Origin of the sequence: Paraburkholderia sp. A1RI-2L (genome assembly GCF_048957375.1) — a bacterium.
Taxonomy (GTDB): domain Bacteria; phylum Pseudomonadota; class Gammaproteobacteria; order Burkholderiales; family Burkholderiaceae; genus Paraburkholderia.
In genome coordinates this window covers 152,268-175,481 of the sequence record NZ_JARBTA010000004.1, presented here as the reverse complement: position 1 = coordinate 175,481, position 23,214 = coordinate 152,268, and the positions used below count along the sequence as shown (strand labels likewise).

The 23,214-nt window shown below is 66.0% G+C and carries 22 protein-coding genes; 8 read left to right on the top strand and 14 right to left on the bottom strand.

Features of this window, described 5'->3' with window-relative positions; genetic code table 11:
- Nucleotides 1-166 precede the first annotated feature (166 nt).
- Complete coding sequence (locus PWP93_RS29270) at nucleotides 167-1,078, bottom strand: LysR substrate-binding domain-containing protein (protein ID WP_421047149.1); 912 nt, start codon at nucleotides 1,076-1,078, stop codon at nucleotides 167-169.
- 100 nt (nucleotides 1,079-1,178) lie between these two features.
- On the opposite strand from PWP93_RS29270, the gene psrA reads away from it, so the two are divergent.
- Entirely contained in the window at nucleotides 1,179-2,270 is a 1,092-nt protein-coding gene (psrA, locus tag PWP93_RS29265) for an iron-containing alcohol dehydrogenase PsrA (protein WP_421047148.1), read from the top strand.
- Between the two features lie 176 nt (nucleotides 2,271-2,446).
- Nucleotides 2,447-3,751, top strand: coding sequence for an MFS transporter (locus tag PWP93_RS29260; RefSeq protein ID WP_421047147.1), 1,305 nt, complete (start codon nucleotides 2,447-2,449; stop codon nucleotides 3,749-3,751).
- Nucleotides 3,752-3,806: 55 nt separating this feature from the next.
- On the opposite strand, the gene PWP93_RS29255 is transcribed toward PWP93_RS29260, so the two are convergent.
- A complete protein-coding gene (locus PWP93_RS29255) occupies nucleotides 3,807-4,562 on the bottom strand; it encodes a hypothetical protein (RefSeq protein WP_421047146.1) in 756 nt (251 codons plus the stop codon).
- Nucleotides 4,563-4,819: 257 nt separating this feature from the next.
- Entirely contained in the window at nucleotides 4,820-6,868 is a 2,049-nt protein-coding gene (shc, locus tag PWP93_RS29250) for a squalene--hopene cyclase (RefSeq protein ID WP_421047145.1), read from the bottom strand.
- A 99-nt stretch (nucleotides 6,869-6,967) separates the two neighbouring features.
- Between shc and PWP93_RS29245 the strand changes: the two genes are divergently transcribed.
- Nucleotides 6,968-7,690 (top strand): TetR family transcriptional regulator, encoded by a 723-nt coding sequence (locus PWP93_RS29245; protein WP_421047698.1) that lies wholly within the window; start codon nucleotides 6,968-6,970, stop codon nucleotides 7,688-7,690.
- Between the two features lie 24 nt (nucleotides 7,691-7,714).
- Here PWP93_RS29245 and PWP93_RS29240 read toward each other — a convergent pair whose 3' ends face one another.
- From PWP93_RS29240 to PWP93_RS29210, 7 genes are all read right to left on the bottom strand, one after another.
- On the bottom strand, nucleotides 7,715-8,488 hold the full coding sequence (locus tag PWP93_RS29240; RefSeq protein ID WP_421047144.1) for an ABC transporter substrate-binding protein: 774 nt from the start codon (nucleotides 8,486-8,488) through the stop codon (nucleotides 7,715-7,717).
- A 70-nt stretch (nucleotides 8,489-8,558) separates the two neighbouring features.
- On the bottom strand, nucleotides 8,559-9,758 hold the full coding sequence (locus PWP93_RS29235; protein WP_421047143.1) for an acetyl-CoA C-acyltransferase: 1,200 nt from the start codon (nucleotides 9,756-9,758) through the stop codon (nucleotides 8,559-8,561).
- The gene (locus PWP93_RS29230; protein WP_421047142.1) at nucleotides 9,755-10,417 is read right to left on the bottom strand and encodes a 3-oxoacid CoA-transferase subunit B; all 663 of its coding nucleotides are present in this window, start codon (nucleotides 10,415-10,417) and stop codon (nucleotides 9,755-9,757) included. The genes PWP93_RS29235 and PWP93_RS29230 overlap by 4 nt, the downstream gene beginning before the upstream one ends.
- Nucleotides 10,392-11,096 carry a CoA transferase subunit A gene (locus PWP93_RS29225; protein ID WP_421047141.1) on the bottom strand — a complete coding sequence of 235 codons (705 nt, stop codon included), beginning with the start codon at nucleotides 11,094-11,096 and terminating at the stop codon, nucleotides 10,392-10,394. Before PWP93_RS29225 ends, PWP93_RS29230 begins: the two co-directional genes overlap by 26 nt.
- A 10-nt stretch (nucleotides 11,097-11,106) precedes the next feature.
- Nucleotides 11,107-12,420, bottom strand: a complete 1,314-nt coding sequence (locus PWP93_RS29220) for an aspartate aminotransferase family protein (protein WP_421047140.1) — start codon at nucleotides 12,418-12,420, stop codon at nucleotides 11,107-11,109.
- 44 nt (nucleotides 12,421-12,464) lie between these two features.
- A complete protein-coding gene (locus tag PWP93_RS29215; RefSeq protein ID WP_421047139.1) occupies nucleotides 12,465-13,226 on the bottom strand; it encodes an amino acid ABC transporter ATP-binding protein in 762 nt (253 codons plus the stop codon).
- Nucleotides 13,223-13,888: an amino acid ABC transporter permease gene (locus PWP93_RS29210; protein WP_421047138.1), complete on the bottom strand. Its 666-nt coding sequence runs from the start codon at nucleotides 13,886-13,888 to the stop codon at nucleotides 13,223-13,225. Before PWP93_RS29210 ends, PWP93_RS29215 begins: the two co-directional genes overlap by 4 nt.
- Before the next feature lie 216 nt (nucleotides 13,889-14,104).
- Here PWP93_RS29210 and PWP93_RS29205 point away from each other — a divergent pair, with 216 nt between their 5' ends.
- On the top strand, nucleotides 14,105-15,028 hold the full coding sequence (locus PWP93_RS29205) for a LysR family transcriptional regulator (protein ID WP_421047137.1): 924 nt from the start codon (nucleotides 14,105-14,107) through the stop codon (nucleotides 15,026-15,028).
- A 16-nt stretch (nucleotides 15,029-15,044) separates the two neighbouring features.
- Here the strand turns inward: PWP93_RS29205 and PWP93_RS29200 are convergent, their stop codons facing one another.
- The 3 genes from PWP93_RS29200 to PWP93_RS29190 all read right to left on the bottom strand — a co-directional run bounded on the left by PWP93_RS29200 (nucleotide 15,045) and on the right by PWP93_RS29190 (nucleotide 16,346).
- On the bottom strand, nucleotides 15,045-15,422 hold the full coding sequence (locus tag PWP93_RS29200) for a type II toxin-antitoxin system VapC family toxin (protein ID WP_421047136.1): 378 nt from the start codon (nucleotides 15,420-15,422) through the stop codon (nucleotides 15,045-15,047).
- Nucleotides 15,422-15,658, bottom strand: coding sequence for a type II toxin-antitoxin system Phd/YefM family antitoxin (locus PWP93_RS29195; RefSeq protein ID WP_421047135.1), 237 nt, complete (start codon nucleotides 15,656-15,658; stop codon nucleotides 15,422-15,424). Before PWP93_RS29195 ends, PWP93_RS29200 begins: the two co-directional genes overlap by 1 nt.
- 76 nt (nucleotides 15,659-15,734) lie before the next feature.
- Nucleotides 15,735-16,346, bottom strand: a complete 612-nt coding sequence (locus PWP93_RS29190) for a LysE family translocator (RefSeq protein WP_421028384.1) — start codon at nucleotides 16,344-16,346, stop codon at nucleotides 15,735-15,737.
- A 150-nt stretch (nucleotides 16,347-16,496) separates the two neighbouring features.
- Here PWP93_RS29190 and PWP93_RS29185 point away from each other — a divergent pair, with 150 nt between their 5' ends.
- Genes PWP93_RS29185 through PWP93_RS29170 form a run of 4 tightly spaced genes read left to right on the top strand, consistent with a single transcriptional unit; the run spans nucleotide 16,497 to nucleotide 21,721 of the window.
- Nucleotides 16,497-17,336, top strand: a complete 840-nt coding sequence (locus tag PWP93_RS29185; RefSeq protein WP_421047134.1) for a DUF3348 domain-containing protein — start codon at nucleotides 16,497-16,499, stop codon at nucleotides 17,334-17,336.
- A 20-nt stretch (nucleotides 17,337-17,356) separates the two neighbouring features.
- Nucleotides 17,357-20,371, top strand: a complete 3,015-nt coding sequence (locus tag PWP93_RS29180) for a DUF802 domain-containing protein (protein ID WP_421047133.1) — start codon at nucleotides 17,357-17,359, stop codon at nucleotides 20,369-20,371.
- Complete coding sequence (locus PWP93_RS29175) at nucleotides 20,368-21,033, top strand: OmpA family protein (RefSeq protein WP_421047132.1); 666 nt, start codon at nucleotides 20,368-20,370, stop codon at nucleotides 21,031-21,033. The genes PWP93_RS29180 and PWP93_RS29175 overlap by 4 nt, the downstream gene beginning before the upstream one ends.
- Nucleotides 21,026-21,721, top strand: a complete 696-nt coding sequence (locus tag PWP93_RS29170; protein ID WP_421047131.1) for a DUF2894 domain-containing protein — start codon at nucleotides 21,026-21,028, stop codon at nucleotides 21,719-21,721. The genes PWP93_RS29175 and PWP93_RS29170 overlap by 8 nt, the downstream gene beginning before the upstream one ends.
- Nucleotides 21,722-21,807: 86 nt before the next feature.
- Here PWP93_RS29170 and PWP93_RS29165 read toward each other — a convergent pair whose 3' ends face one another.
- Nucleotides 21,808-23,115 carry an MFS transporter gene (locus tag PWP93_RS29165; protein WP_421047130.1) on the bottom strand — a complete coding sequence of 436 codons (1,308 nt, stop codon included), beginning with the start codon at nucleotides 23,113-23,115 and terminating at the stop codon, nucleotides 21,808-21,810.
- Nucleotides 23,116-23,214: the final 99 nt, after the last annotated feature.

The following is a 23,214-nucleotide window of genomic DNA, read 5'->3' as shown; positions in this document are numbered from 1 at the left end:
GGGGGATTTTAATGGCAAATGGGCTCTAGCGTCAAATGTCTTATGTCTTATATAAGAGTTAGAGGGCGCATAGAAACCCATGGCGGCAAGCGTTCAGTCTGTTCTCGGGAGCAACGGGGCGGTTTATCCGCGCGGCACGCGGGGATGAACGGCAGGCGCAGCGCCGTCACCCGCGTCGTTCGTGGCGAGGCGACGGGGGTCCGGCCTGCTCGCTGGCGAGCAATTGCCGGACGACATCGAAGAAGGCCGCGACGAGTCGCGCGCCGCGCCGCTCTTCGAGGCACACGACGTGCGCGTGCGTATAAACGTCGTCGCCCTGAATCGCCAGCTTGCGCAAGCGCGGATCGTCGATGTGCTCGCGCTCCGACACGGCGGCGATGCCCAGTCCCAGGATCACCGCCTCCCGGATGGCCTCGCGGCTTCCGATCTCGAGCGAGTAACGCGCCACGACGCCGTGCGCGCGCATGGCCGCCTCCAGCGCCTTGCGCGTGGTCGAACCCGGTTCGCGCATGATGACCGGCTCGTCGCGCAGGTCCTCGATGCGGATGCTGCGGCGGCGCGCCAGCCGATGCGAGGCCGGCACGATGATGACGAGTGGATGGCGCCGGTAAGGTACGTAGCAGAGCTTAGGATCGTCTTCGTACTGTGCGAGCACCGCGACATCGGTCTGATACGCCAGCAGATCGCGCACGGTGTCTTCCGAGTTGCCCAGCCGCACCGACACATTCAAGCCCGGATACCGCTGATGAAACGCGGCCACGATTTCGATCGCGTGCAGCGGACCCACTGCGCCTACGCGGATCAACCCAGTCGTGAGGCCTGCGGACTCCTTCAAATAATCGATCGCTTCCTGCTCGCTGCTGAACATGCGCTGCGCCATCGCGTAGAGGGTTTCGCCCGCGGGCGTCAACGCGACGCGCCGCCCGCTGCGATGCAGCAGCTCCACGCCATAGCCTTCCTCGAGCGCGCGCACTTGCGTCGTCACCGTCGGCTGGCTGACGTGCAGCGCCTTCGCGGCGGCCGTCACGCTGCCATAACGGCCCACGGCATAGAACGACCGGAGGTGTGTCAGACGCATAGATCCGTTGAATGATCATGTGAAAATTTTTGTATTTTTACTATAAGCCGCGCTTTCCCATAATCCGTTCATACCCGCGACCACTCATTGAGGGAAAACGATGAACGGCGTGTTTTGGAATCCTGTTGAGGTGAACTTCGGCCGAGCCAGTCTCGAACGGCTGGCATCGATCCTCGGCGAGCGCAATGCGGTGGTGGTGACGTTTCCAGAAGCCGCCGAGCTCGGTCTGATTCAGCGATTGCGCGACATCGCCGGCGCACGCATCGTCGAAATCATCAGTGACGTGCAGCCCAATCCCGACGTCGTGCATCTCGCGAACATGTACGGCGAGTACTGGCGCGCGCATCGCGCGACCCCGGCAATCGTCGCGGTGGGCGGCGGCAGCGTGCTCGATACGGCCAAGGCGTTGATGGTCGGCACGCACAGCGGCGAGTTCGGCGAACTGCTTGACTGTCTGGACAATGGCGCACCCTTCACGCCGCCGCACGCGAAGCAACTGATCACGGTGCCCACCACGGCCGGCACGGGCAGTGAAGTCACGCCGTGGGCCACGATCTGGGACCGCACGGTGAAGCAGCGCAAATACTCGCTGCATCTGCAGCAGACATGGCCCGAGGCGGCGATTGTCGATCCGGACCTGACGCTGTCACTGCCGCTCGCGGTGACGGTGCAAAGCGGGCTCGATGCGCTGTCGCACGCGCTGGAGGCGATCTGGAACGTGAACGCGAACCCTATCTCGGACGAGTTCGCGGTATCGGCGGCACGCGACATGCTCGAGACGCTGCCCGTGCTCGCAAGCGACCCCGGCAATCCGCTCCTGCGCGAGCGCGCCTCGTTCGCCGCGCTCAAAGCGGGCCTGGCGTTCTCCAACACGAAGACCGCCCTCGCCCACTCGATTTCCTACGAAATGACGATCCATCACGGCATCCCGCACGGCATCGCGTGCTCTTTCACGCTGCCGATGGTGTTGGGTCTCGCACGCGGACGCGACGCGGACCGCGACGCGGTGCTAGCTCGCGTGTTTCCCTGCGCGCTTCGCGATGCCGATCATTTTCTTGCGCGCTTTCTCGAAGGACTTGGCGTGCGTACCGAATTCGCGAGCTATGGCGTTGGCGACGACGAATCGCGCCGCATGATCGCGCACGCGCTGAGCGGGCCGCGCGGGCGCAACTTCCTCGCGGCGCACGCCTGAGCCGGCCCGCGCACGGAACACAACGGAACTCAATAGAAGCGGGCGCCCAAGCCCGCCGAGCGTACATTGGCGCGAGCAAGCCGCGCGCCGCTGCAAACGAGAACGGCGCCCGAAGCAGCGACCGATCGACCCCGTCGCGCTACCGGCCGCCTCCCGGAGACACAAGGAGACATGTCATGGAAGCAGTGGAAATCGCTGGAAGCCTGCCGACGGACACGAACGCGCGCACCGCCAGGTCGGTTGCGCTCGCGAGCCTGATCGGCACGACAGTCGAGTGGTACGACTTCTTTCTGTACGGCACGATCACCGGACTCGTGTTCGACAAGCTGTTCTTTCCAACCGGCAACGCCTTCGTCTCAACCATGCTCGCGTACACGGTGTACGCCGTCGGCTTCGCCACACGCCCGCTCGGCGGCGTGATCTTCGGTCATTTCGGCGACCGCCACGGACGCAAGCCGCTCCTCGTGCTGACGCTCTCGATCATGGGCGTCTCGACCTTCCTCATCGGCCTGCTGCCCACCTACGCAACGATCGGCGTCTGGGCGCCGGTGTGTCTACTGCTCCTGCGCCTGCTGCAAGGCATCGGCCTTGGCGGCGAATGGGGCGGCGCGGTGCTGATGGCGTTCGAGTACGCACCCCGCAGGCGGCGCGGGCTCTACGCGTCCTATCCGCAGATCGGCCTTGCGGTGGGACTGTGCCTGAGCAGCGGCGTGGTCGCGCTGCTGACTTCATCGATGAGCGCCGAAGCGTTCATGCAGTGGGGCTGGCGCGCCGCTTTCATGGCGAGCATCGTGCTGGTGGGCGTAGGCATGTTCATCCGGCTGCGCGTCGTCGAAACGCCGGCCTTCACGAAAGTGCGCGATTCCCATACGGTTGCGAGAGTGCCGGTGAAGGAAGTGTTCGGCGACTATCGCAAGAACGTGCTGCTCGGCTGGGGCGCACGCTATATCGACGGCGTCATCTTCAACACCTATGCGGTGTTTGCGCTCACTTATCTGATCGGCGTGCTGCATTATTCGAAGGCTGCCGTGCTGAGCGCCATCACGCTGGCCGCGTTCGTGCTCATCTTCACGATCCCGCTCGCGTCACGCCTCTCGGATCAGGTCGGACGGCGCCGGGTGTTCGGCTGGGGCGCGCTCGTGTGCGGCCTGAGCGCGTGGCCGGTATTCGCGATCTTCCATTTTTCGCAGAGCCTCGGCGCGATCGTCGGCGCGATCGTGATCGTGCTCGGCGTTCTGTACGCATTCGTCTACGGCCCGGAAGCGGCGCTCTTTTGCGAACTGTTCGATACGCGCGTGCGCTACAGCGGCATCTCGGTCGTGTATCAGATCTCCGGCATCGTCTCCAGTTCGATCACGCCGCTCGTCGCCACCACGCTGCTGCATTACGGCAATCAGCAGCCATGGTGGATTGCGGTCTATATCACCTGCGTGGGCGCGCTCAGCGCGACTTGCACGAGTCTGATGCGGCGCACCTACTGAGGGTGCGTGCATCCGGCCATCAAGGATCGGGCTTTCGGGACGGCACGATGTGGCGTCATTGCGTCGGATCATACGGAACGGTGTGCACACTCTCGTCGTAGCTCGGCATAGGCGCCCCCGGCGGTGCACCCGGCGGCGCGTAGCTGCCCCTGCCAGGCGCGGGCGGCGGGCCATAGTAATCCGTGGCTGGTGCGGCGCCGGGCGCGGGTGGGCCGTAGTAGTCGTTCGTGACCGGAACGGCATCCCCGGCGCCCATACCCCTGTAGGCGTCGGGCGGTGGGCCATAGTAATCGTTTACGGGCGGGGCGGCACCGGGCTCCACGTACATGGCGCCAGGCTCCGGCCCCCAAGATGCGCCGACGCCCGCCGGGCCTCCAGGACCGCCCGCGCTCGCGTTGCCATGACCCGTGCTGGTCGTGCCTGCAGCGCCCGCGCTACCCGTGCCGGATCCACCGGCGCCAGTGCTGCCCGCGCCCGGGCCTGCACTACCCGTACCAGCGCCTGCTGCCCCGGTGCCTGCCGTTCCGGCACTACCCGTACCTGTGCCGCCTGCGCCGGTGCCGCCCGTGCCTGCACTTCCCGTAGCCGTGCCGCCCGCGCCGGTACCACCAGCGCCGGCACTACCCGTACCTGTGCCGCCTGCGCCGGTGCCGCCCGTGCCTGCACTACCTGCGCCTGTGCCGCCAGCACCCGCATTACCCGCCCCCGTGCCGCCTGCACCCGCCCCAGCGCCCGCGCCCGCAGCATAAGCCGCACCCGACATCGCCAAAGCCAACACCCAAGTCACCGCCTGTTTCGTCGATCGATTCATCGCCCCCCCTTCTTGTGCAAGTCGCCACAAGAACGCGCCTTACCGCGCAAACCGCGCTGCGCGTACGTCAACAATCGCGCAAACGATGTGCCACGAAGTGACGGCGTGACCGCTTGCACTTTCGAAATTCAACGCCATGGCGCGCCGTAACGCGCAATCAGAAGGACAATCCCGCTAACATTTATTTCGCATTCCAAATTACATAGATGAAAAAAACGCCACCTCGAAAGATGGCGTTCATTTCATGCGCGCGGCGTTCAAGCCAACGTGACCGCCTCGCCCGACTTCGCTTCGACCGACCTCGCCACGCAGGCCCGCGCCCCATCCGCCACCAGCCGGCGATACCGCGCCAGCGCCCAGAGCGGAAAATACGCGGTATAGCCGTGGTACTTGAGGTAGTAAATGCGCGGAAAGCCCGGCGCGTTATGCGAGCGATGCCACCAGAAGCCCTCGTCGTCCTGCACCGAAAGCAGATATGCAATGCCGCGCCGCACCGACTCCGATTCGCAGTCGCCGAACGCCATCTGCGCAAGCAGCGCCCACGCCGTGAAATTCGAGGTGCTCTCGCCGCCGTTCGTGCCCGCGAGGCGCGGGTCGATATAGCTGTCGTTGGTCTCGCCCCATCCGCCGTCCGCATGCTGGCGCGACCTGAGCCAGGCAAGCGCCCGCGCGATATACGGCTGCGAAGGATCCTCGCCCGCCAGCGCGAGACCCGCGAGCACGCTCCACGTCCCGTAGATGTAATTGGTGCCCCAGCGTCCCCACCAGCTGCCATCGGGCTGCTGCGTCGTCTTGATGTAGTCGATCGCGCGCGCGAGCGCGGGCTTGTCCTCCTCTCGGCCCGTCACGCCGAAGCACAGCAGCACACGGCCCGATACGTCCTCGGTGGGGGGATCGAGCAGCGCGCCGTGGTCGGCGAACGGAATCGCGTTCAGATAGAGCCGGTCGCAGTCGGCATCGAACGCCGCAAAGCCGCCATTGCGCGATTGCAGCCCGCGCATCCAGTCGAGCGCGCGCGTCACGCGCGCGGCGTACGGGTCGGTGCCCGTGGCGCGCTTGATCGAGCGGCCCCGGCGATGCAGCATCGCGGCCACGACCGCGCTGTCGTCGATGTCGGGGTAATACGGGTTGGCGTACTGGAACGCCCAGCCGCCCGGCTGCACGTCGGTACTCACGTTCTCGATCCAGTCGCCCGCGAGGTCGTCCACCTGGCGCGTCGCGAGCCAGTCGTAGGCGCGCGTGATCTGCTGCTGCAATGGCGCGCTGGAGGTCGATTCAGGGCTCGACACTTCCGGCACCGCCAGGGCCTGCTCGAGCGCCATCGTGCTCCACGCGGTGTCCCATACGGGCGACAGACACGGCTGGCAGTACATGCTGCCGTCCGGACGCTCCACGAGCAGCTTCTCCAGCGCGTTTTCGCAATCGCGACGCAGCGGATGATTCTCGTGATAGCCGAGCACTTCCATCATCTGATAGCTGTAGACGATAGGCGGAAAAATGCCGCCCATGCCGTCCTCGCCGTTCATGCGCTCCGCGCACCACGCTTCCGCGTGCTTCATCGCGCGTTTGCGCAGCGATTGCGGAATCAGCGGCTCGAGATGGCGAACCGTGCGATCCAGCGCGAGAAAGAGCTTGCGCATGCCCTTGCCACGCGGAAAATAATCGCGCTCCTCATCGGGCGGCGTGACGAACAGTTCGGCGATCGACACGTTGTGCGGATTGCGCGCCTGCGCCTTCAGCGAACAGAGCGCGAGCAGCGGCACCATGGTCGTGCGCGCCCAGTACGCGACCTTGTACATCGAGATGGGCACCCACTTCGGGAACAGCACGAACTCGATCGGCATGAACGGCGTGGCGCGCCACGGCACCTGGCCGAAGGTGGCCAGCAGGATGCGCGTGAAGACATTGGATTTCGCCGCGCCGCCCAGCTTCAGAATGGCTTCGCGCGCCCGCACCATGTGCGGCGCGTGGGGGGCGTCGCCGGCTGCCTTGAGCGCGAAATAGGCCTTCACGCTCGCGGAGACATCGGGCGCGCCGTCCACGTACAGGTCCCACGCACCGTGCGTTTCGAGGCGCTGGATCGCACGCAGATAGCGCGCCATTTTCTCCTGGCGCACCGTGTCGATCTTCGCCATGAAATGCATCATGAGGATGTATTCGGCGGTGATCGTCGCATCGGATTCGAGCTCGAAACACCAGCTCCCGTCGGGATGCTGCCGGCGCGCGAGCGCTTCGCGCCCGCGGACAATGGCGGCGTCGAGCAGCGCCGCGCGTTGCACGTTGGTTGGCATATCGGAATTCTTCATGGTGCCGAATAATACCATCCGTACGGAATGTTTTGCGCCTCGACCCTCGATGGTAAGATCGATTGCATGAAAAATTCCCCCGTCAAAGCCTCTGCCAGCATGGCAGGACACGCCGCGCGCCCGGCGCGGCGGCCCGCGCAGGTGCCCGACAAGGCCCCTCACGAGGCCGCGCGGCATCCCGATGCAGGATCTGCCGAAACGTCAGAGGGGAAGAACGCGGAGCCGCCCGGCGCCCCCGCTTCGGGCACGCGCCGCAAGAAAGCGCCCGTGCAGGTGCGCGCCCAGTTGCTGCAAGCGGCCTCCGATATCGCCACCGATCACGGCGTGCAGGCCGTGACGCTAGACGCCGTGGCCGAGCGCGCCGGCGTGACCAAGGGCGCGCTGCAGTATCACTTCGCCAACAAGCAAGGGCTCATCGATGCCCTGTTCGAGCAGACGCTGGAGCGCTTCGACGCGCAAATGGAAGCGCGCATCGCGGCGGACCGCAAGGATCGCAACGACCCGCACGGCGCCAGCGCGCGCGCCTACCTGCATTCGACCCTCGACGAAACGAGCCCCGCCGCGAGCACCAATGTGCTGCGGGTGCTGGTAGCCGCGATGATGACCGACCCCGAGATCCGCGAGCGCCACTCCGCGCCCATGCGCAAGTGGACGCGCCCCGACCCGCTGCCGCTCGAACACGCGGCGCGGCTCATGATCTGCCGGCTGGTGGCGGACGGCCTGTGGATCTCGGACCTGCTCGGCTATCAGGACCTGTCGCCCGCGTTGCGCGACGAGATCGTGAGGCAGATCGAGCGCATGACGATCGATAAGGCTTCCTGATTTTACGGCGCAGCGTCACTGCACTCAGCGCACATCCTCTCCCAGCCACCTCTTGCTGATCGAGCTGTATTCGCCATCCTTATAGAGCGAATCGAGCGCGCCGTTGATGGCGTCGCGCAATTTCGGGCTGTCCTTGCGCACCGCAATCGCCATCAGTTCCGGATACAGCAGCGGCCCTACCGGCTTCGCGTCGATCTGCTTGTCGCGGATCGTCAGAATGCCGGCGATCCGGTCCGTCACGAAACCCTCGATCCGATGGTTGCGCAGATCGATCAACACATCGGGCAGCCCCTTGTAGGTCTTCACCTGGACACCGGGCATGTTCTGGCGCAACCAGGCTTCGTAGGTTTCGCCCAGCGTGACGCCAACGGTCTTGCCGTTGAGCTGGCTGATGCTCTGCACGCTGCTGCCTCTGGGCACGAACAGCTGCGCGCCGGACCGGTAATAGCTCTGCGTGAAATCGACGGCCTTCTTGCGCTCCTCGGTCATCGCGAGACTGCCGATGATCGCGTCGTACTTGCCGGCCAGCAGCCCGCCGACAATGCCGTCCCACGCGGTCGTGACCGGCACCGCCTTCGCGCCGAGCTTCGCCGAAATGCGATCGCCGATATCGACGTCAAAACCCTGCAGCTTGCCGGACTCGTCGATGAAGTTGAACGGCGGATACTTGCCGCTCATGGCGAAAGTCAGCGTGCCGGTCTGCTTCACCTTGTCGAGGTCCTCGGCGTGCAGCGTGAAACTCGCGGCGCCGATGAGCATGGCGCAAGCCGTGATCGTGAATCGCTTGAGGATGGACATCCCTGGTCTCCAGAAAGGTTATATGACGTATCGAACCGGCCCGCACAGCGCGTCCTGCGCCGGCGCGCCATCATGCGCGAGCGACTTCGAATAGCGCAGCCGCGCCCTGGCCGCCGCCGATGCACATCGTGACGACCACGTGGCGAACACCGCGCCGCCCGCCTTCCAGCAGCGCATGCCCGACGAGACGCGTGCCGGTCATGCCGTAGGGGTGGCCGAGCGCGATCCCGCCGCCGTTCACATTGACGCGCTCGCGCGACAGGCCGAGCGCGTCGATGCAATACACCACCTGCGAGGCGAACGCTTCGTTGATCTCCCACAGGCCGATAGCGTCGATCGACAAGCCGGTGCGCTCGAGCAGCCGGCGCACGGCCGGCACCGGGCCGATGCCCATTTCGTCGGGGCCGCAGCCCACCACCGAGCACGCGAGCATGCGCCCGAGCGGCGCCGAAGACAGCGTGCCGAGCATCGCGTCGGACACCACCGCGCAAGCCGCCGAGCCGTCGGCCAGCGCGCACGCATTGCCCGCCGTCACCGAGCCGCCTTCGCGCACCGCATCGAGTCGAGAAAGCCCCTCGACGGTCGTGCCGGGCCGCCCGCATTCGTCGGCCCACACGCTTAGCGCGCACAACTCCGACATGCCGCGCGCCTTGTCGTGCTCGATCTTGCGGATGTCGACGGCCACGATTTCGTCGCGCAGCAATCCTGCCTGCGCAGCCGCAGCGGCGCGCCGCTGGCTCAGCGCCGCATAGTCGTCCTGCGCCTGCCGCGAAACGCCGTAGCGCCACGCGACGACTTCGGCTGTGTCGACCATCGGCATGTACGCATCAGGCTGAAGCGCCAGCAACTGCGCGTCCTGCTGTCGATGCCGGTTCATGTGCGCGTTCTGCACGAGGCTGATCGACTCCACGCCGCCCGCGAGCACGGCCTCGGCCTCGCCGGTGGCGATGCGCGCCGACGCCAGCGCGATCGACATCAGACCGGACGAGCATTGCCGGTCGACCGTCATGCCTGGCGTGGTCACGGGCAGCCCTGCCGCCAGCGCGCCGAGCCGGCCGATGTTGTAGTACTGCGAACCTTCCGGCAAGGCGCAGCCGAGTATCACGTCGTCGATGCGCTCGGGATCGAGCCCGCTGCGCGCCACGCTCGCGCGCAGCGACAACGCGGCCAGCGTCGGCGCGGCCGTGTCGTTGAACGCGCCGCGATACGCGCGCCCGATTGGCGTGCGCGCATAGCCAACGATCCATGCATTGCGCGATGTTCCGGTCATGCGCCCTCCTCGTCGATGACGAAATCCGCTTCGGTGATCGTGCGCAGCTCGGCCATACTGATCGCGCCAAGCCGCTCGACGAGCCGCAGCCCGTCCTCCGAGCACGTAAAGACTGCATGCTCGGTGATGATGGTGGTGACGCGCTTGCTCGCGGTGAGCGGCAGCGTGCAGCGCGTGACGATTTTCGGCCGGCCGCCCTTGTCGACATGCGGCATCGTCACGATCACGCGGCGCGCCTTTTGCGCGAGCTCCGCGCCGCCGCCAATGCCCGCGACCAGGCTGCCTGGCACGAGCCAGTTCGCGAGATCGCCCTGCGCCGAAACCTGTAGCGCGCCCAGAAACGTGATGTCGATGAGCCCGCGCCGGATCATGCCGAACGATGTCGCGCTGTCGACGATCGCGCCGCCCGGCACGACCGACACGTAGCCGCCGCCCGCGTCGATCAACTGACTGTCGAGCTCCTCAGGACTCGCAAGCGCCCCGACGCCGACAATGCCGTTTTCCGAATGCACCCATGCCGCAGCGGGTTCGTCGAGATAAGCGGGGATGAGAGTCGGCAGGCCAATGCCGAGATTGATCAGTTGACCACGCACCACTTCGCGCGCGGCGCGCCGCGCGATCACATGGCGCGGATCAGCGCAGGATGGGCCGGTATTCATCGAGGTCTCCGTCGATCTGGATCAGGCCATGCACATGAATGCCCGGCGTATGCACGCTATCGGGCGCAAGCGGCGCGTCGCAAACGGTGCGCGTTTCGACCAGTACGCGCTTGGCCGCCATCGCCATGAGCGGGGAAAAATTGTGCGCTGCGCCGCGATAGCTGAGGTTGCCGTACTGGTCCGCGCGTTCTGCGCACAGCAGCGCGAAATCCGCGTGCAGCGCCGGCTCGAAATAGAGCGTGCGCCCGCCGACCGAAATGGTCTCGCGCGATGCGCCCAGTTCGTCGGGCAACTCGATGTCGTTCACGACGCCCGGCAGCCCGACGCCCGCGCTGCGGATCTGCTCGGCGAACAGGCCTTGCGAGAAGAACTCCACCTCGAGCGTGCCGGCCAGATGCGCGCGCCGCGCGGGGCCGCTCAGCCCCAGATGCGTCGTCAGCAGCCGGCTCACCGCGCCGGATTCGATGAGCCGCGACACGCCGTAGCCGTCCTGGTTCGCATCGTTCTTGATGATCGTGAGATTGCGCCGGCCCTGGCGACCGAGCTCCGCGAGCAGCGAGAACGGCGTGCCAGGCGAACCGAAACCGCCGACCATGATGGACGCGCCGTCGGGAATGAGCGCGATCGCTTCGGCCAGTTGCATGAGTTTGCTCATCGGCTTGCTTGTCGGTTTGCTCATCACGGCCGCCTCACAGCGCGAGCGCGCGAAACGCGTCGTCGAGCCGGTTCGCGATCTCGTCGCACTGCGCGCGCGTGGTGATCAAAGGCGGCGCAATCAGCGTATGGTCGCCCGTTTCTCCCATCAGCGACTTGCGCGGATAGATGATCACGCCGTGCTCGCGCGCGCAGCGCGTAACCTGCTCGCCGAACTTCAACGACCGATCGAACGGCGTCTTCGTCTCGCGATCGGCCACGTACTCCACCGCGAGCAGGAAGCCGCGCCCGCGCACGTCGCCGATGCAGCGATGACGCGTCGCCAGTTCCTCCAGCAGACCGCGCAGGTAAGCGCCGGTGGAAGCCGCGTTCTCGACCAGTTGCTCGCGCTCGATCACGCCGATCACGGCCAGCGCCGTCGCGCATGCGAGCGGATTGCCCGCGTAGGTATAGCCGTGCTGGAATCCGCCCGATGCGAGCACCGGCTCGGTCAGCTCGGCCCGCGTGACGATCGCCGAGGTCGGGTAGTAGCCCGCCCCGAGCCCTTTCGCGAGACATAGAATGTCGGCCTCCACATTCCAGTGCTGGAAGCCGAACCAGCGGCCAGTGCGTCCCACGCCGGTCATCACCTCGTCGAGGATCAGCAGGATGCCGTGCCGCGAGCAGATCTCGCGCACGCGCGCGAAATAGGCATCGTGCGGCACCTCGGCCCCCGTGCTCGCGCCGCCGATCGGCTCGGCGATGAACGCGGCCACGTTGTGCGCGCCCACCTCGCGGATGGCGGCATCGAGTTCGTCAGCGCACTCCAGCGCATATTGCTCCGCGCTTTTGCCCGCGGGCACGCGGTACTGCGTAGGCGACGAGATCTTCGGATAGAGCTGGAACATCGGCTGAAACGGCTGCGTGAGCGGCGTGTAACTCGTCATGGCGAGCGCGCCCATGGTCGAGCCGTGATACGACGGCTTGCGCGCGATGAACACGCTGCGCTGCGGCTCGCCCTTGCTGAACCAGTACTGGCGCGCGAGCTTGAGCGCCGACTCGACCGACTCCGAGCCGCCGCTCGAGAAGAACACGCGGTCGTAGCGGCCGCCCACGAGATCGATCAGCTTGTCCGCGAGATCGAGCGCGGGCTGGTTTTCGAACTGGGTGCGATACGCGAATGCCACCTTGTCGAGCTGCGCCAGCATCGCGTCGCGAATCGCCGGATGCGCGTGCCCGAGCTGCGCGACGATCGCGCCCGAGCAGGCATCGATATGGCGCTTGCCTTCGGTGTCCCACGCGTAGATGCCCTCGGCCCGCGCGATGGTCGGCAGCTTGACCGCGGACTGGTAGAAAAGATGATCGCTCATTGACGTCGATTCCCTCGTAAGTTCGTAGGCTGGTTGCCGGCCGCTCAGCGGATATCGGCGAGAAATGCCTGGGTGCGTTGGTACGCGGGTCGATGGAAGATGTCCGCCGGGCGGCCCGCTTCCACCACGCGCCCATCGGCCATGAAGACGACCCGGTCGGCCACGCGTTCGGCAAAGCGCATTTCGTGCGTGACGACCATCATCGTCATGCCGGCCGCGGCAAGCCGCTCCATGACCGCGAGCACGCCGCCCACCATTTCCGGATCGAGCGCCGAAGTGGGCTCGTCGAACAGCATGGCCTCGGGCTTGAGCGCCAGCGCGCGCGCAATCGCCACCCGCTGCTTCTGGCCGCCCGACAAATTGCCCGGATAAACGTTCTGCTTGTCGAGCACGCCGACCTTGTCGAGCAATTCGCGCGCTTCGTCGCGCGCCTGCGCCGCGCTCACGCGCAGCAACTGCACCGGCGCGAGCATGAGGTTCTCCAGCACGGTCAGATGCGGAAACAGGTTGAAGTGCTGGAACACCATGCCGACCTTCATGCGCATCGCGTTCAGGTAGCGCTCCTGTTCGCCGTGGCGGCGGTGCGGATCGTTCACGAGGCTGCCCAGCACCCTCACCTCGCCGCGCGTGGGCATCTCCAGATGATTCACGCAACGCAGCAGCGTGCTCTTGCCCGAGCCGCTCGGCCCGATCAGCACGACCACCTCGCCTTTGTTCACGTCGAGTGAAATGCCCTTGAGCACTTCGAGCGACCCATAAGTCTTGTGGATGTCGCGCAGCGCTATGCGCGGTTCGGCGTGACTCATGACGTCCGGCCTCCTTTGAGAATCAGGCTCCGTTCGAGCTGGCGCAGCAACAGGCTCGTCCACGTAGTTAGCAGTGCATAGATCATGGCGCAGGCAAAGTAGAGCTCGAATGGCTTGAAGGTCGCGCCAACCAGCTGCTGCGTGCGCATGAAGAGCTCCGCGAGCGTGATGGTCGAAACCAGCGAAGTGTCCTTGGTCAGGATGATGAGGTTGTTGCCGAGCGGCGGCACGATCAGCTTGAGCGCCTGCGGGAGGATCACGAGGCGCATCGTACGCGCGGCGCTGAAGCCGAGCGAGCGCGACGCCTCGATCTGCCCGTGCGGAATCGCCAGAATCCCGGCGCGGATCGTCTCCGCGTTATACGCGCCGACATTGAGCGCGAGACCGATCACGCCCGACGCGAACGGCGAGAGTTCGAGGCCGAACTGCGGCAAACCGAAATAAATGATGAACAGCTGCACGAGCAGCGGCGTGGAGCGGATCAGCCAGATGTAGGCGCCCATCGCGTCGCGCACGAGGCGATGCCGCGAGAGCCGGCCGAGTGCGGCGGCAAGACCGATGACGAGTCCGGATACGGTCGCGAGCAGCGTCAGCTCCACCGTGACGAGCGCCGCCTCGAACAGCATCGGCAGGTATTTGAGAACGATATGGATGTCGAACATGGCTCGATCTGCCGGCCCCATGCACGATGGCAAGGCGGTTCCGGGTGGTGTCTCCTGGTTTGTTGACCGATTTCATTCATCAACCCTGAATTTGCCTGAAAGGCTTGGTGGAGAATGAACTTATGTGTTCCGTGGTGAGATCGAAGTCTCGCTTTGAATTATTTTTCGGTCAATATATGAAATTATTCGATCAATTGATTGACGGGAGCGAACACCATGCGGACAGAATTCAGCCTGCGCGACATCGAGATCTTTCACGCGATCGCCACGACCGGGTCCACGCGCCAGGCGGCGGCGCGGCTCGACATGACGCAGTCGGCGGTCAGCCATGCGCTCGCGCGGCTCGAGGGCAGCTTGCGCATCAAGCTATTCGAACGCGAGAACCAGCGTCTGCAGATCTCGCCGGCCGGCCGCTACATGCTCGACGAAGCGGCGCAGTTGCTCGGCCGCCTCGATCGCATCGAGGAGGAAATCTCGCTATTGCAGGAGAGCGGTGTGGCATCGGTGCGGGTGGGCTGCGCACCGGGGCTGTGCCACCGCTTCGGCCCGAAGCTCGTGCATCAATACGCGCAGGCGCATCCGGGCACGGGCGTCGCGCTCGACATCGCGGCGAGCGGCGCGCTGATCACGGACGTCGAAGGTGGGCGTCTCGATTTCGCGATCGTCTCGTACCAGATCCACGAACCCGCGCTGATTTTTACGCCGGTATTCAGCGCGCGGATGGTTGCGCTGCTGACCCGCAAGAACCGGCTCGCGAAACGCGAGCAGCTAACCTACGACGATCTCTCCGACCAGCAATACATCAAGCCGATCCAGTCCGATCATCTGGTCTTCCACGATTCAGGCGAGCGCCGTCGGCTTGGATACGAGCTGCGGGTCAATCTGAGTTCGCTGGGGGAAATGATCCGGCTCACGAACGGCGTGAGCCTGCTCAACGCGCTGAGCGCGGCCGATCTGTGCGCGAACGGCGATCTCGTTGCGCGCGCATTCGATTCGAACCAGTGGTTCAACTTTTATCTCGTACATCGCCGCGCGCTCAAGGACAATCGCGCAGTTGGCGACGTGCTTGAAATCGCGCGAGCCTGCGTGCGCGAGACGGCGGCGCAGACGGCTTACCCGGAGGCGTTTTCCGTTGGGTAGGCCGGTGTATGCACCTCTAGACCGAAAGAACCAGTTCTGTGTACTTCGATAAATAACCATCAGCAGTTACTAAACGAAGCGGCTCGGACAAGGCCTGCGCAACCAGAAGCCTGTCGAACGGATCTCGATGAATGTCTGGAAGGCCGCGAACCCTCGCGGCGTGAACGGCGCGCACGGGCAATTCTGAAAAACCACTCGCCTCAATCTCGGTAACGAGCAAATCGATGTCCACGTCCAGCTTGCCGAGTCCGACCTTGACCGCCGCTTCCCAAATGCTCACACTGCTCACATAAACTTCATCGGCGTCCGCAATCAACTTGCGCGCCACTTTGGTCAGCCTCGAATCATCCTTGACCGCCCATAGAAAGACGTGCGTATCGAGCAGCAAGCGCATTAGCGCCCCTCGAACGCGGAAAGGATCTCGTCGGGCAGCGGCGCATCGAAATCGTCCGCAATACGAATCTTGCCCTTCAAGCCGCCAAAACGTCGAATCGGCTTTGCGCGCTCCATGGCCACCAGCCGTGCAGCCGGCTTGCCTGCTTTAGCAATCACAATTTCCTCACCATTCGCTGCGGCATCGACCAAACGCGAGAAATGTGTTTTGGCTTCGTGGATATTGACCGTAGGCACGACTACCTCCAAGTGAGTCTAGTCCATGTTAGTCCACAACGACGCGGCGCACAATAGACGCCGGTCAACCACCTTCTTACCTCGCCGCAATCGTCACCGCTGCGCCCGCCATGGCAATCGCGCTGCTGCGGTTCGCGGCGCGCACCATGCGACGGCTCGTGAGCAAACGCCGCGCGCGCACCGCAAACATCGCCCACGCGAGATCGATGGCGATGAGCACCGCCAGCATCGTGAGTACCAACTCCGACCACTCGAACACGCCCACACGCGAAAGATCGACCATCGTCGGCAGCAGAGCCATATAGAAAATCATGATCTTCGGATTTCCCAGCGTAACGGCCATGCCCGCGAGAAACATGCGCAACGGCGAGCGCTTGCCCGGCAGACTATCCGCCTGAAAATCGGCGGGCGCGAACCACATTTTCCACGCGAGAAACAGCAGGTACGCGACGCCCAGAAATTTGAGCACGATAAAGCCGAGTGCAAAGGTATGCGCGAGCGCCGCGAGTCCGGCAACGGCACAGGTCAGCCAAACCGCTTCGCCGATCCACATGGCAGCGAGAAACGGCAGCACGTCGCGAAAACCGCTGGTCAGCACGCGGGCCACCAGCGCGGCAACGCTCGGGCCCGGCATGCCGGCCACGATCAGCAGGGCCAGCGCGAATGCGCTCAAACTGGAAAACGCCATGGAAATCTCCTCGTGCACGAGCCGCAGCGCCCGCGCGGGAGAAACAGTTTAACGCGCGCCAATCACCATCTACGACCAGCCGTCCGCGACGAAAACCACGATCGACGCCGCGCCGCCGTGTAAACTGCTGCCTTTTTTGCCTCTTGTGGTATGGTCCATCCCCCGCAACGCACTTCATTGAGCGGTCCGGCCCTCGTTCGCCTGCTGGCGCGCCTGAGCGAGGCCGACGTGCAAGCGTCGCCGCAGCCGCTCGCGGACCGGCTGAGCCAGTGGCTCGGCTGGACCGACGCGATCGCGCTCTCGACGGTGCTGACCGCTCCGGCAACGGCAAGCGCCGTGGCGAACGGCGCGCGCACGAGCGGCGAGGACGAAGCACAGCGATGCCTGAGCCTGCGCTCGGCGCTCTCGAAGGCGATTGCGCTCGACGGCATGCTCGCGCCCGCGAAGGCGCGCCGCGCGAGCGTCCATGGTCACGCTGGCCACGCGCGCGCGTTGCAACAAGCGCCGGTTCAGCAAGCCCCCGTTGCTGACGAAACGGACGCCGACTACGCCGTCTTTCGCCAGTGCTACGTCGCGCTACAGCAGAAGATGGAGACCGACATCGGCGACTTGCGCGGACGTCTGCGCAGCCGGCTCGCGGCGGTGTCGCCCGCCATGGCGAAGCTCGCGACGCTCGACGCCATCATGGAGCGCTCGCTCGCCGCGCGCGAGCGCAGTCTGCTCGGTGCGGTGCCCGGCCTGCTGGGCGCGCATTTCGAGCGGCTGCGCAAGGTGGCTCGCGAGGCCGCGGCCCGCGAAGCCCGGGCCGCAGCCGATGACGCGCAAGACGCGGAAAGTGCTCGACAAGCGGAAGCCGCAGCACCGGCCCGAGCCGCGCCCGGCGCGTGGCTCGATGCGTTCCGCAAGGATGTACAGAGTGTTTTGCTCGCCGAACTCGATGTTCGGTTTCAACCGGTCGAAGGGCTGCTTGCAGCGCTTCGCGCCCACTAGCGCCTGCTAACCCAAACGCTATGTCCAGACTTCGTATCGATCTCGTTGTTTTCCTCGCCGGCCTCGCTGCAGTGTGCTGGATCGCCGCCGGCTATGCCGGCTCGAATCCGCTCGCGCTCGCGGTCACCATGCTGATCGGCGCCTGCTATGTGGCCGGCGCCTTCGAGCTCTACCGCTACACGCAGGCCACCGCCACGCTCGCGCGCGCCGTCGGCGCCGTGGGCACCGCGCCCATGCCAGCCGCTTCGCTCGGCGGCTGGCTCGATCAATTGCATCCGAGCCTGCGCAGCGCCGTGCGCGCGCGCGTCGAAGGCGAGCGCGTCGCGCTGCCCGGCCCGTCGCTCACGCCCTATCTGGTCGGCATGCTGGTGCTGCTCGGCATGCTGGGCACGCTGCTCGGCATGGTGACGACGCTGCGCGGCACCGGCGTGGCGCTCGACGGCGCCACCGATCTCGATGGCATTCGCGCTGCGCTCGCCGGTCCGATTCGCGGGCTCGGCTTCGCGTTCGGCACTTCGATCGCGGGCGTCGCGAGTTCTGCAATGCTGGGCCTGCTCTCGGCGCTGTGCCGCCGCGAGCGCATCGAGACCGCCCAGCGCCTCGACGCGCTGAGCACCACCACGCTGCGCCCGTTCTCGCACGCGCACCAGCGCGAGACGAGCTTCGCGCTCATGGCGCGCCAGGCCGATGCGATGCCCAAGCTGGTAGAGCGCCTCGATGCGATGATGACGGCCATCGAACGCCAGGGCGCCGCGCTCGGCGAACGCCAGCTCGCAAGCCAGCAAGCCTTCCTCGGCAACGCCGAGGCGGCGTATGCGCACCTGGCTTCCTCAGTGGGCGAATCGCTCAAGGCCAGCGCCGCCGAAAGCGCGCGCGCCGCCGGCGCGGCGTTCGCGCCGGTCGTGGAAGCGACCATGGCGGGCCTCGCGCGCGAAAGCGCCGCATTGCACGGTACGCTCACGCAGGCCGTGGAGCGTCAGCTCGACGGCCTCGCCTCGGGCTTCGAGGCCAACGCCACGCGTGTGGCCGGCATCTGGACCGAGGCGCTGGCCGACCAGCGCCGTTCGGGCGAAGCGCTCGCGCGCGACCTGCAAGGCGCGCTTGAACGCTTCGCCGCGACCTTCGAGGAGCGCTCGGCCAATCTGGTGCACGACGTCGATGCGCGGCTTGCGGCGTCGGCTTCCGGTGTTTCGCAGGCGTGGCAGGACGCGCTCGCGAGCCAGCAGCGCGCCGGTGAAAAACTCGCGGGAGACAATCAGCAGGCGCTCGCCTCGGCCGCCGCGACTTTCGAGCAGCACTCGGCCGCGCTTCTGCGCGCCGTGAGCGATGCGCATGCCAACCTGCAAACGCAGCTTGTCGCGCGAGACGAGGCGCGCCTCGCAACGTGGCGCGAAACGCTTGGCGCGATGAGCGCCACGCTGCGCGACGAGTGGCGCGCGACCGGCACGCAGGCCGCCGAACATCAGCAGGCCGTGTGCGCCACGCTCGCGCAAACCGCCGAAGCGGTCGCCGCCCAGACCGAAGCGCACGCGAACAGCACGCTCGCCGAAATCTCGCGCGCGGCCGAGGCGGCAGCGGCGTCATGGCAAGCGGCCAGCGCCGAGGCTGCGGAACGTCAGCAGGCCGTGTGCGAGACGCTGAACAAGACCGCCAGCGATATCGCCGCACACGCCAGTGCGCACACGAACCGCACGGTTGCCGAAATCACGCGCGTGGCCGAGACAACGTCGGCGGCCTGGCAGGCGGCGAGCGCGCAGGCAGCGGAACGTCAGCAGATCATTTGCGATGCGCTGGCAAAGACGGCGAACGATATTTCCGCGCAAACCGAAGCACATGCGAGCGGCACGATCGCGGAAATCGCGCGCGCGGCGGAGGCCAACGCGGCGGCATGGCAAGCCGCGAGCACTCACGCCGCGGAACGCCAGCAGATCATCTGCGATGCGCTGACGAAGACGGCCAATGACATCGCCACGCAAACCGAAGCACATGCAAGCGGCACGATCGCGGAAATCGCGCGCGCGGCGGAGGCCAACGCGGCGGCATGGCAAGCCGCGAGCACCCACGCCGCGGAACGCCAGCAGATCATCTGCGATGCGCTGACGAAAACGGCCAGCGACATCGCCAAGCAAACCGAAGCACATGCAAGCGGCACGATCGCGGAAATCGCGCGCGCGGCAGAAGCCAACGCGGCGGCATGGCAAGCCGCGAGCACTCACGCCGCGGAACGCCAGCAGATCATCTGCGATGCGCTGACGAAAACGGCCAACGACATCGCCACGCAAACCGAAGCACATGCAAGCGGCACGATTGCCGAAATCGCGCGCGCGGCGGAGGCCAACGCAGCGGCATGGCAAGCCGCAAACACGCAAGCAGCCGAACGCCAGCAAGCCACCTGCGATGCGCTCGCGAAAGCCGCCAGCGACATCGCCGCACACACCGAAGCGCACGCCAATGGGACCATCACCGAAATCGCACGTCTCGTCGATGCCGCGTCGGAAGCGCCGCGCGTGGCCGCGGAAGTGGTCGCCGAACTGCGCAAGAAGCTCTCCGAAAGCATGGTGCAGGACACCGCGATGCTCGAAGAGCGCGGCCGACTGCTCTCCACCGTCACCACGCTGCTCGACGCCGTGAACCACGCGAGCACCGAGCAGCGCACCGCCATCGACGCGCTCGTGCAAACCTCGGCAGGACTCATGGAGCGCGTGGGCGAGCGCTTCTCCAGCCAGGTGGAAACCGGCGCACAGGCGCTCGAAGGCGCGGCCGCTCAGGTCACGGGCAGCGCCGTGGAAATGGCGAGCCTCGGCGATGCATTCGGCGCGGCCGTCCAGCACTTCGGCGCATCGAACGACAAGCTCATGACGCAGTTGCAGCGCATCGAAACGGCGCTCGACAAGTCGCTCGCGCGCAGCGACGACCAGCTCGCCTACTACGTCGCCCAGGCCAAGGAAGTGATCGACCTGAGCCTGCTGTCGCAGAAGCAGATCGTCGAGAACCTGCAACGCTTGCGCGTGCAGGCAGGGGCTGAAGCCGCATGAACGACGAAATCGACGGCGGCGTGGAGCCCACCGCGCCAGTCTGGGCCGCATTCGGCGACCTGATGGCGGCATTGCTGGGCGCGTTCGTGTTGATCCTCGTGGGAGTGATCGGCATGCAGCTCGAAGCGTCGACACGTCTCGCCAACGAGGTCAAGCAGCGCCAGATCGAAACGCAGCGGCGCAAGACGCTCGAGCAGGCGCTGGCCGGCCCGCTCGCGGCGGGGCGCGTGACGCTCGTGAACGGGCGCATCGGCATCAGCGGCAACGTGCTGTTCGCGCTGAACTCCGACCAGCTCCAGCCGCAAGGGCGCGAGTTGCTCAAGAGTCTCGCTGGGCCGCTCGCCGCGTATCTGCGCGACCGCGACCAGATTCTGATGGTGAGCGGTTTCGCCGACGACCAGCAGGTGCACGCGGGCAACCGCCGCTTCGCCGACAACTGGGAACTCTCGGCCCAGCGCGCACTGACTGTGACGCGCGCGTTCATCGATGCGGGCGTGCCGGCGCAGACGGTGTTCGCGGCCGCGTTCGGTTCGGAACAGCCCGTGAGCTCGAACGCCGACGAAGCAGGCCGCGCGAAGAATCGCCGCGTGGAGATCGCCGCGGTGCCGAGGCCCGCGAGCAGCGCGCGTGCGCAAACCGGGGCGCATAACGGCCATGAATGACGGCGCGCGCGAGCTCCCCCGCGAGAACGAACACGAAGAAACCGCCGAGCCAGAAGCCACGCGCGCGCGCGCCGCGCTCGACGCCTGGCGCGCTCGGGGCGCAGACCAGCTCGATCCCGTGCGCTACGCGTTGATCGACGCATTGGACCGGCGCGCCCGCATGCATGCGGGCGCGGCGCGGCGCGTGCTTGATGCGCGCATCGACGGATTGCTCGCCGACTATGCCGGCGCGATCGAGCGCGCGGCATTGCACGCCGCCTCGAATCCACCCGTGCACGCTGAAAACGCGTCACGACAAGGCGCAAGCGCGCATGGCGCACTCACCTCGCACATCGGCAACGCGGACCATCTCGCACGCAGCGGGCCGCCTGCGGAACTGCTCGATTACTTCCGCGAAGTCTGGTCGCACCTGAGCGCCGACCAGCAGGTCCAGCAGTCACTCGATCAGGTGCCGAAAAATGCGGGGCCGCTCAATTCGAGCAGCCTCGTGCACCGTGCGCTGCTGCTCATGCGCGAGCTCTCGCCGGGCTATCTGCGCCAGTTCCTCGCGTATGCCGACGCGCTGTCGTGGCTCGAAGACTTGAACGCCGCCACGGCGCCGGCGCCGAAGGAAACGCCGCGTGCGAATAACGCAAGGGCGGGCACGAAAGCCGCGCCGAAGAAGGGAACGCGCAAGGGCACGCAATAGCAACCATGAGCGACCGCCAAGCGCCAACGCACAGAACAGCGGCGCGGGGCATCTTCATCTTGCTTGCCAGCACGCCGCGCACGTTTTCAGCGAGGCGCCTGGGCAAGCGGCTTGGCCTCGGCGCCGGTCTTGCGTCCGAGCACCAGCGTCACCACCGCTGAAACCGCGAGCGTCGCCGCCACCACATACAGGCCCGCGCCATAGCCGCCGGTCGTGTTCTTGAGCCAGCCGATCGCCGAAGGCCCGACGAAGCCGCCCAGGTTGCCGAGCGAATTGATCATCGCGATCCCCGCAGCGGCGCCCGCGCCCGAAAGGAACGCGCCCGGCATCGCCCACAGCGGCGCCTTGGCCGCGCTGATGCCCACGTTGGCGAGCACGAGCGCACCCACGATCGCGGCCGTGCCGTTCGCGCCGGCCGCCAGCACGAACCCGGCGCATGCGAGCAGGCACGGCACCACCACGTGCCACGTGCGCTCCTGGGTACGGTCCGAATGGCGCGCCCACAGCACCATCGCCACCACCTCCGCCACGCTCGGAATACCGGTGAGCAAACCGGTCTGGAACGGACTGTAGCCGAACTGCTTGACGATCAGCGGCGCCCAGATGCCAAGCGTATAGAGCCCCGCCGAAGTGCCGAAGTAAATCAGCGCCAGCGCGAGCACGCGCGGATTGCACAGCGCCGCCAGCACCGCGCCCGTATCGCCGTGCTGCGCGTTGCGCGCGCTCGCTTCTTCGTCGAGCTTGCCGATGAGCCAGGCCTTTTCGTCACTGGCGAGCCATGGTGCCTTCGCCGGCGCATCGGTCAGGCAGCGCAGCACCGCGAAGCCCAGCACGACTGCGGGAATCGCTTCGAGCACGTAGAGCATCTGCCAGTCGGCGAGACCGAACATCGGCTTCATCTGCATGATCGCGCCCGAAAGCGGCGAGCCGATGGCCGTGGAGATGGGCGCGGCGGCCATGAACCAGGCGGCGGCCACGGCGCGCTGGCGCGACGGGAACCACTGGCTCAGGTACAGGATGATGCCGGGAAAGAAGCCCGCTTCCGCGATGCCCAGCAGGAAGCGCAGCGTGTAGAAACTCGCAGGACCGCTAACGAATGCCGAAGCTGCACTCACGATGCCCCACGTGACCATCACACGCGCGATCCAGACGCGCGCGCCCACGCGATGCAAGATCAAATTGGATGGCACTTCGAAAATGAAGTAGCCGATAAAGAACAGGCCGCCGCCAAAGCCGAACGCTGCCGACGACAAACCAATGGCCTTGTTCATCGACATCGCGGCGAAGCCCACGTTGACGCGATCGAGAAAGCTCACGAAATACAGCAGCATCACAAACGGAATGATGCGCCACAGGAGTTTCTTCGAGACTCGGTTTTCGAGTTCGGAATGCATGTGTCTCCTCCTTGGAGACCGTGCCGCACGCGAAGCGCGGATCACGGTTTCAAAGCGGCGCGTGCGTGTGTCGTAGTGGATTCGTGTGATTGGGCACGC

Bases quoted from the DNA above. Each gene is read 5' to 3' on its own strand.
- PWP93_RS29270 (WP_421047149.1), bottom strand. From the start codon at position 1,078: ATGCGTCTGACACACCTCCGGTCGTTCTATGCCGTGGGCCGTTATGGC.
- PWP93_RS29225 (WP_421047141.1), bottom strand. From the start codon at position 11,096: ATGAGCAAACCGACAAGCAAGCCGATGAGCAAACTCATGCAACTGGCC.
- PWP93_RS29210 (WP_421047138.1), bottom strand. From the start codon at position 13,888: ATGTTCGACATCCATATCGTTCTCAAATACCTGCCGATGCTGTTCGAG.
- PWP93_RS29175 (WP_421047132.1), top strand. From the start codon at position 20,368: ATGAACGACGAAATCGACGGCGGCGTGGAGCCCACCGCGCCAGTCTGG.
- PWP93_RS29170 (WP_421047131.1), top strand. From the start codon at position 21,026: ATGAATGACGGCGCGCGCGAGCTCCCCCGCGAGAACGAACACGAAGAA.
- shc (WP_421047145.1), bottom strand. From the start codon at position 6,868: ATGAAGAATTCCGATATGCCAACCAACGTGCAACGCGCGGCGCTGCTC.
- PWP93_RS29240 (WP_421047144.1), bottom strand. From the start codon at position 8,488: ATGTCCATCCTCAAGCGATTCACGATCACGGCTTGCGCCATGCTCATC.
- PWP93_RS29180 (WP_421047133.1), top strand. From the start codon at position 17,357: ATGTCCAGACTTCGTATCGATCTCGTTGTTTTCCTCGCCGGCCTCGCT.
- PWP93_RS29215 (WP_421047139.1), bottom strand. From the start codon at position 13,226: ATGAGTCACGCCGAACCGCGCATAGCGCTGCGCGACATCCACAAGACT.
- PWP93_RS29200 (WP_421047136.1), bottom strand. From the start codon at position 15,422: ATGCGCTTGCTGCTCGATACGCACGTCTTTCTATGGGCGGTCAAGGAT.
- PWP93_RS29190 (WP_421028384.1), bottom strand. From the start codon at position 16,346: ATGGCGTTTTCCAGTTTGAGCGCATTCGCGCTGGCCCTGCTGATCGTG.
- PWP93_RS29255 (WP_421047146.1), bottom strand. From the start codon at position 4,562: ATGAATCGATCGACGAAACAGGCGGTGACTTGGGTGTTGGCTTTGGCG.
- PWP93_RS29220 (WP_421047140.1), bottom strand. From the start codon at position 12,420: ATGAGCGATCATCTTTTCTACCAGTCCGCGGTCAAGCTGCCGACCATC.
- PWP93_RS29230 (WP_421047142.1), bottom strand. From the start codon at position 10,417: ATGAATACCGGCCCATCCTGCGCTGATCCGCGCCATGTGATCGCGCGG.
- psrA (WP_421047148.1), top strand. From the start codon at position 1,179: ATGAACGGCGTGTTTTGGAATCCTGTTGAGGTGAACTTCGGCCGAGCC.
- PWP93_RS29235 (WP_421047143.1), bottom strand. From the start codon at position 9,758: ATGACCGGAACATCGCGCAATGCATGGATCGTTGGCTATGCGCGCACG.
- PWP93_RS29185 (WP_421047134.1), top strand. From the start codon at position 16,497: ATGGTCCATCCCCCGCAACGCACTTCATTGAGCGGTCCGGCCCTCGTT.
- PWP93_RS29260 (WP_421047147.1), top strand. From the start codon at position 2,447: ATGGAAGCAGTGGAAATCGCTGGAAGCCTGCCGACGGACACGAACGCG.
- PWP93_RS29165 (WP_421047130.1), bottom strand. From the start codon at position 23,115: ATGCATTCCGAACTCGAAAACCGAGTCTCGAAGAAACTCCTGTGGCGC.
- PWP93_RS29245 (WP_421047698.1), top strand. From the start codon at position 6,968: ATGGCAGGACACGCCGCGCGCCCGGCGCGGCGGCCCGCGCAGGTGCCC.
- PWP93_RS29205 (WP_421047137.1), top strand. From the start codon at position 14,105: ATGCGGACAGAATTCAGCCTGCGCGACATCGAGATCTTTCACGCGATC.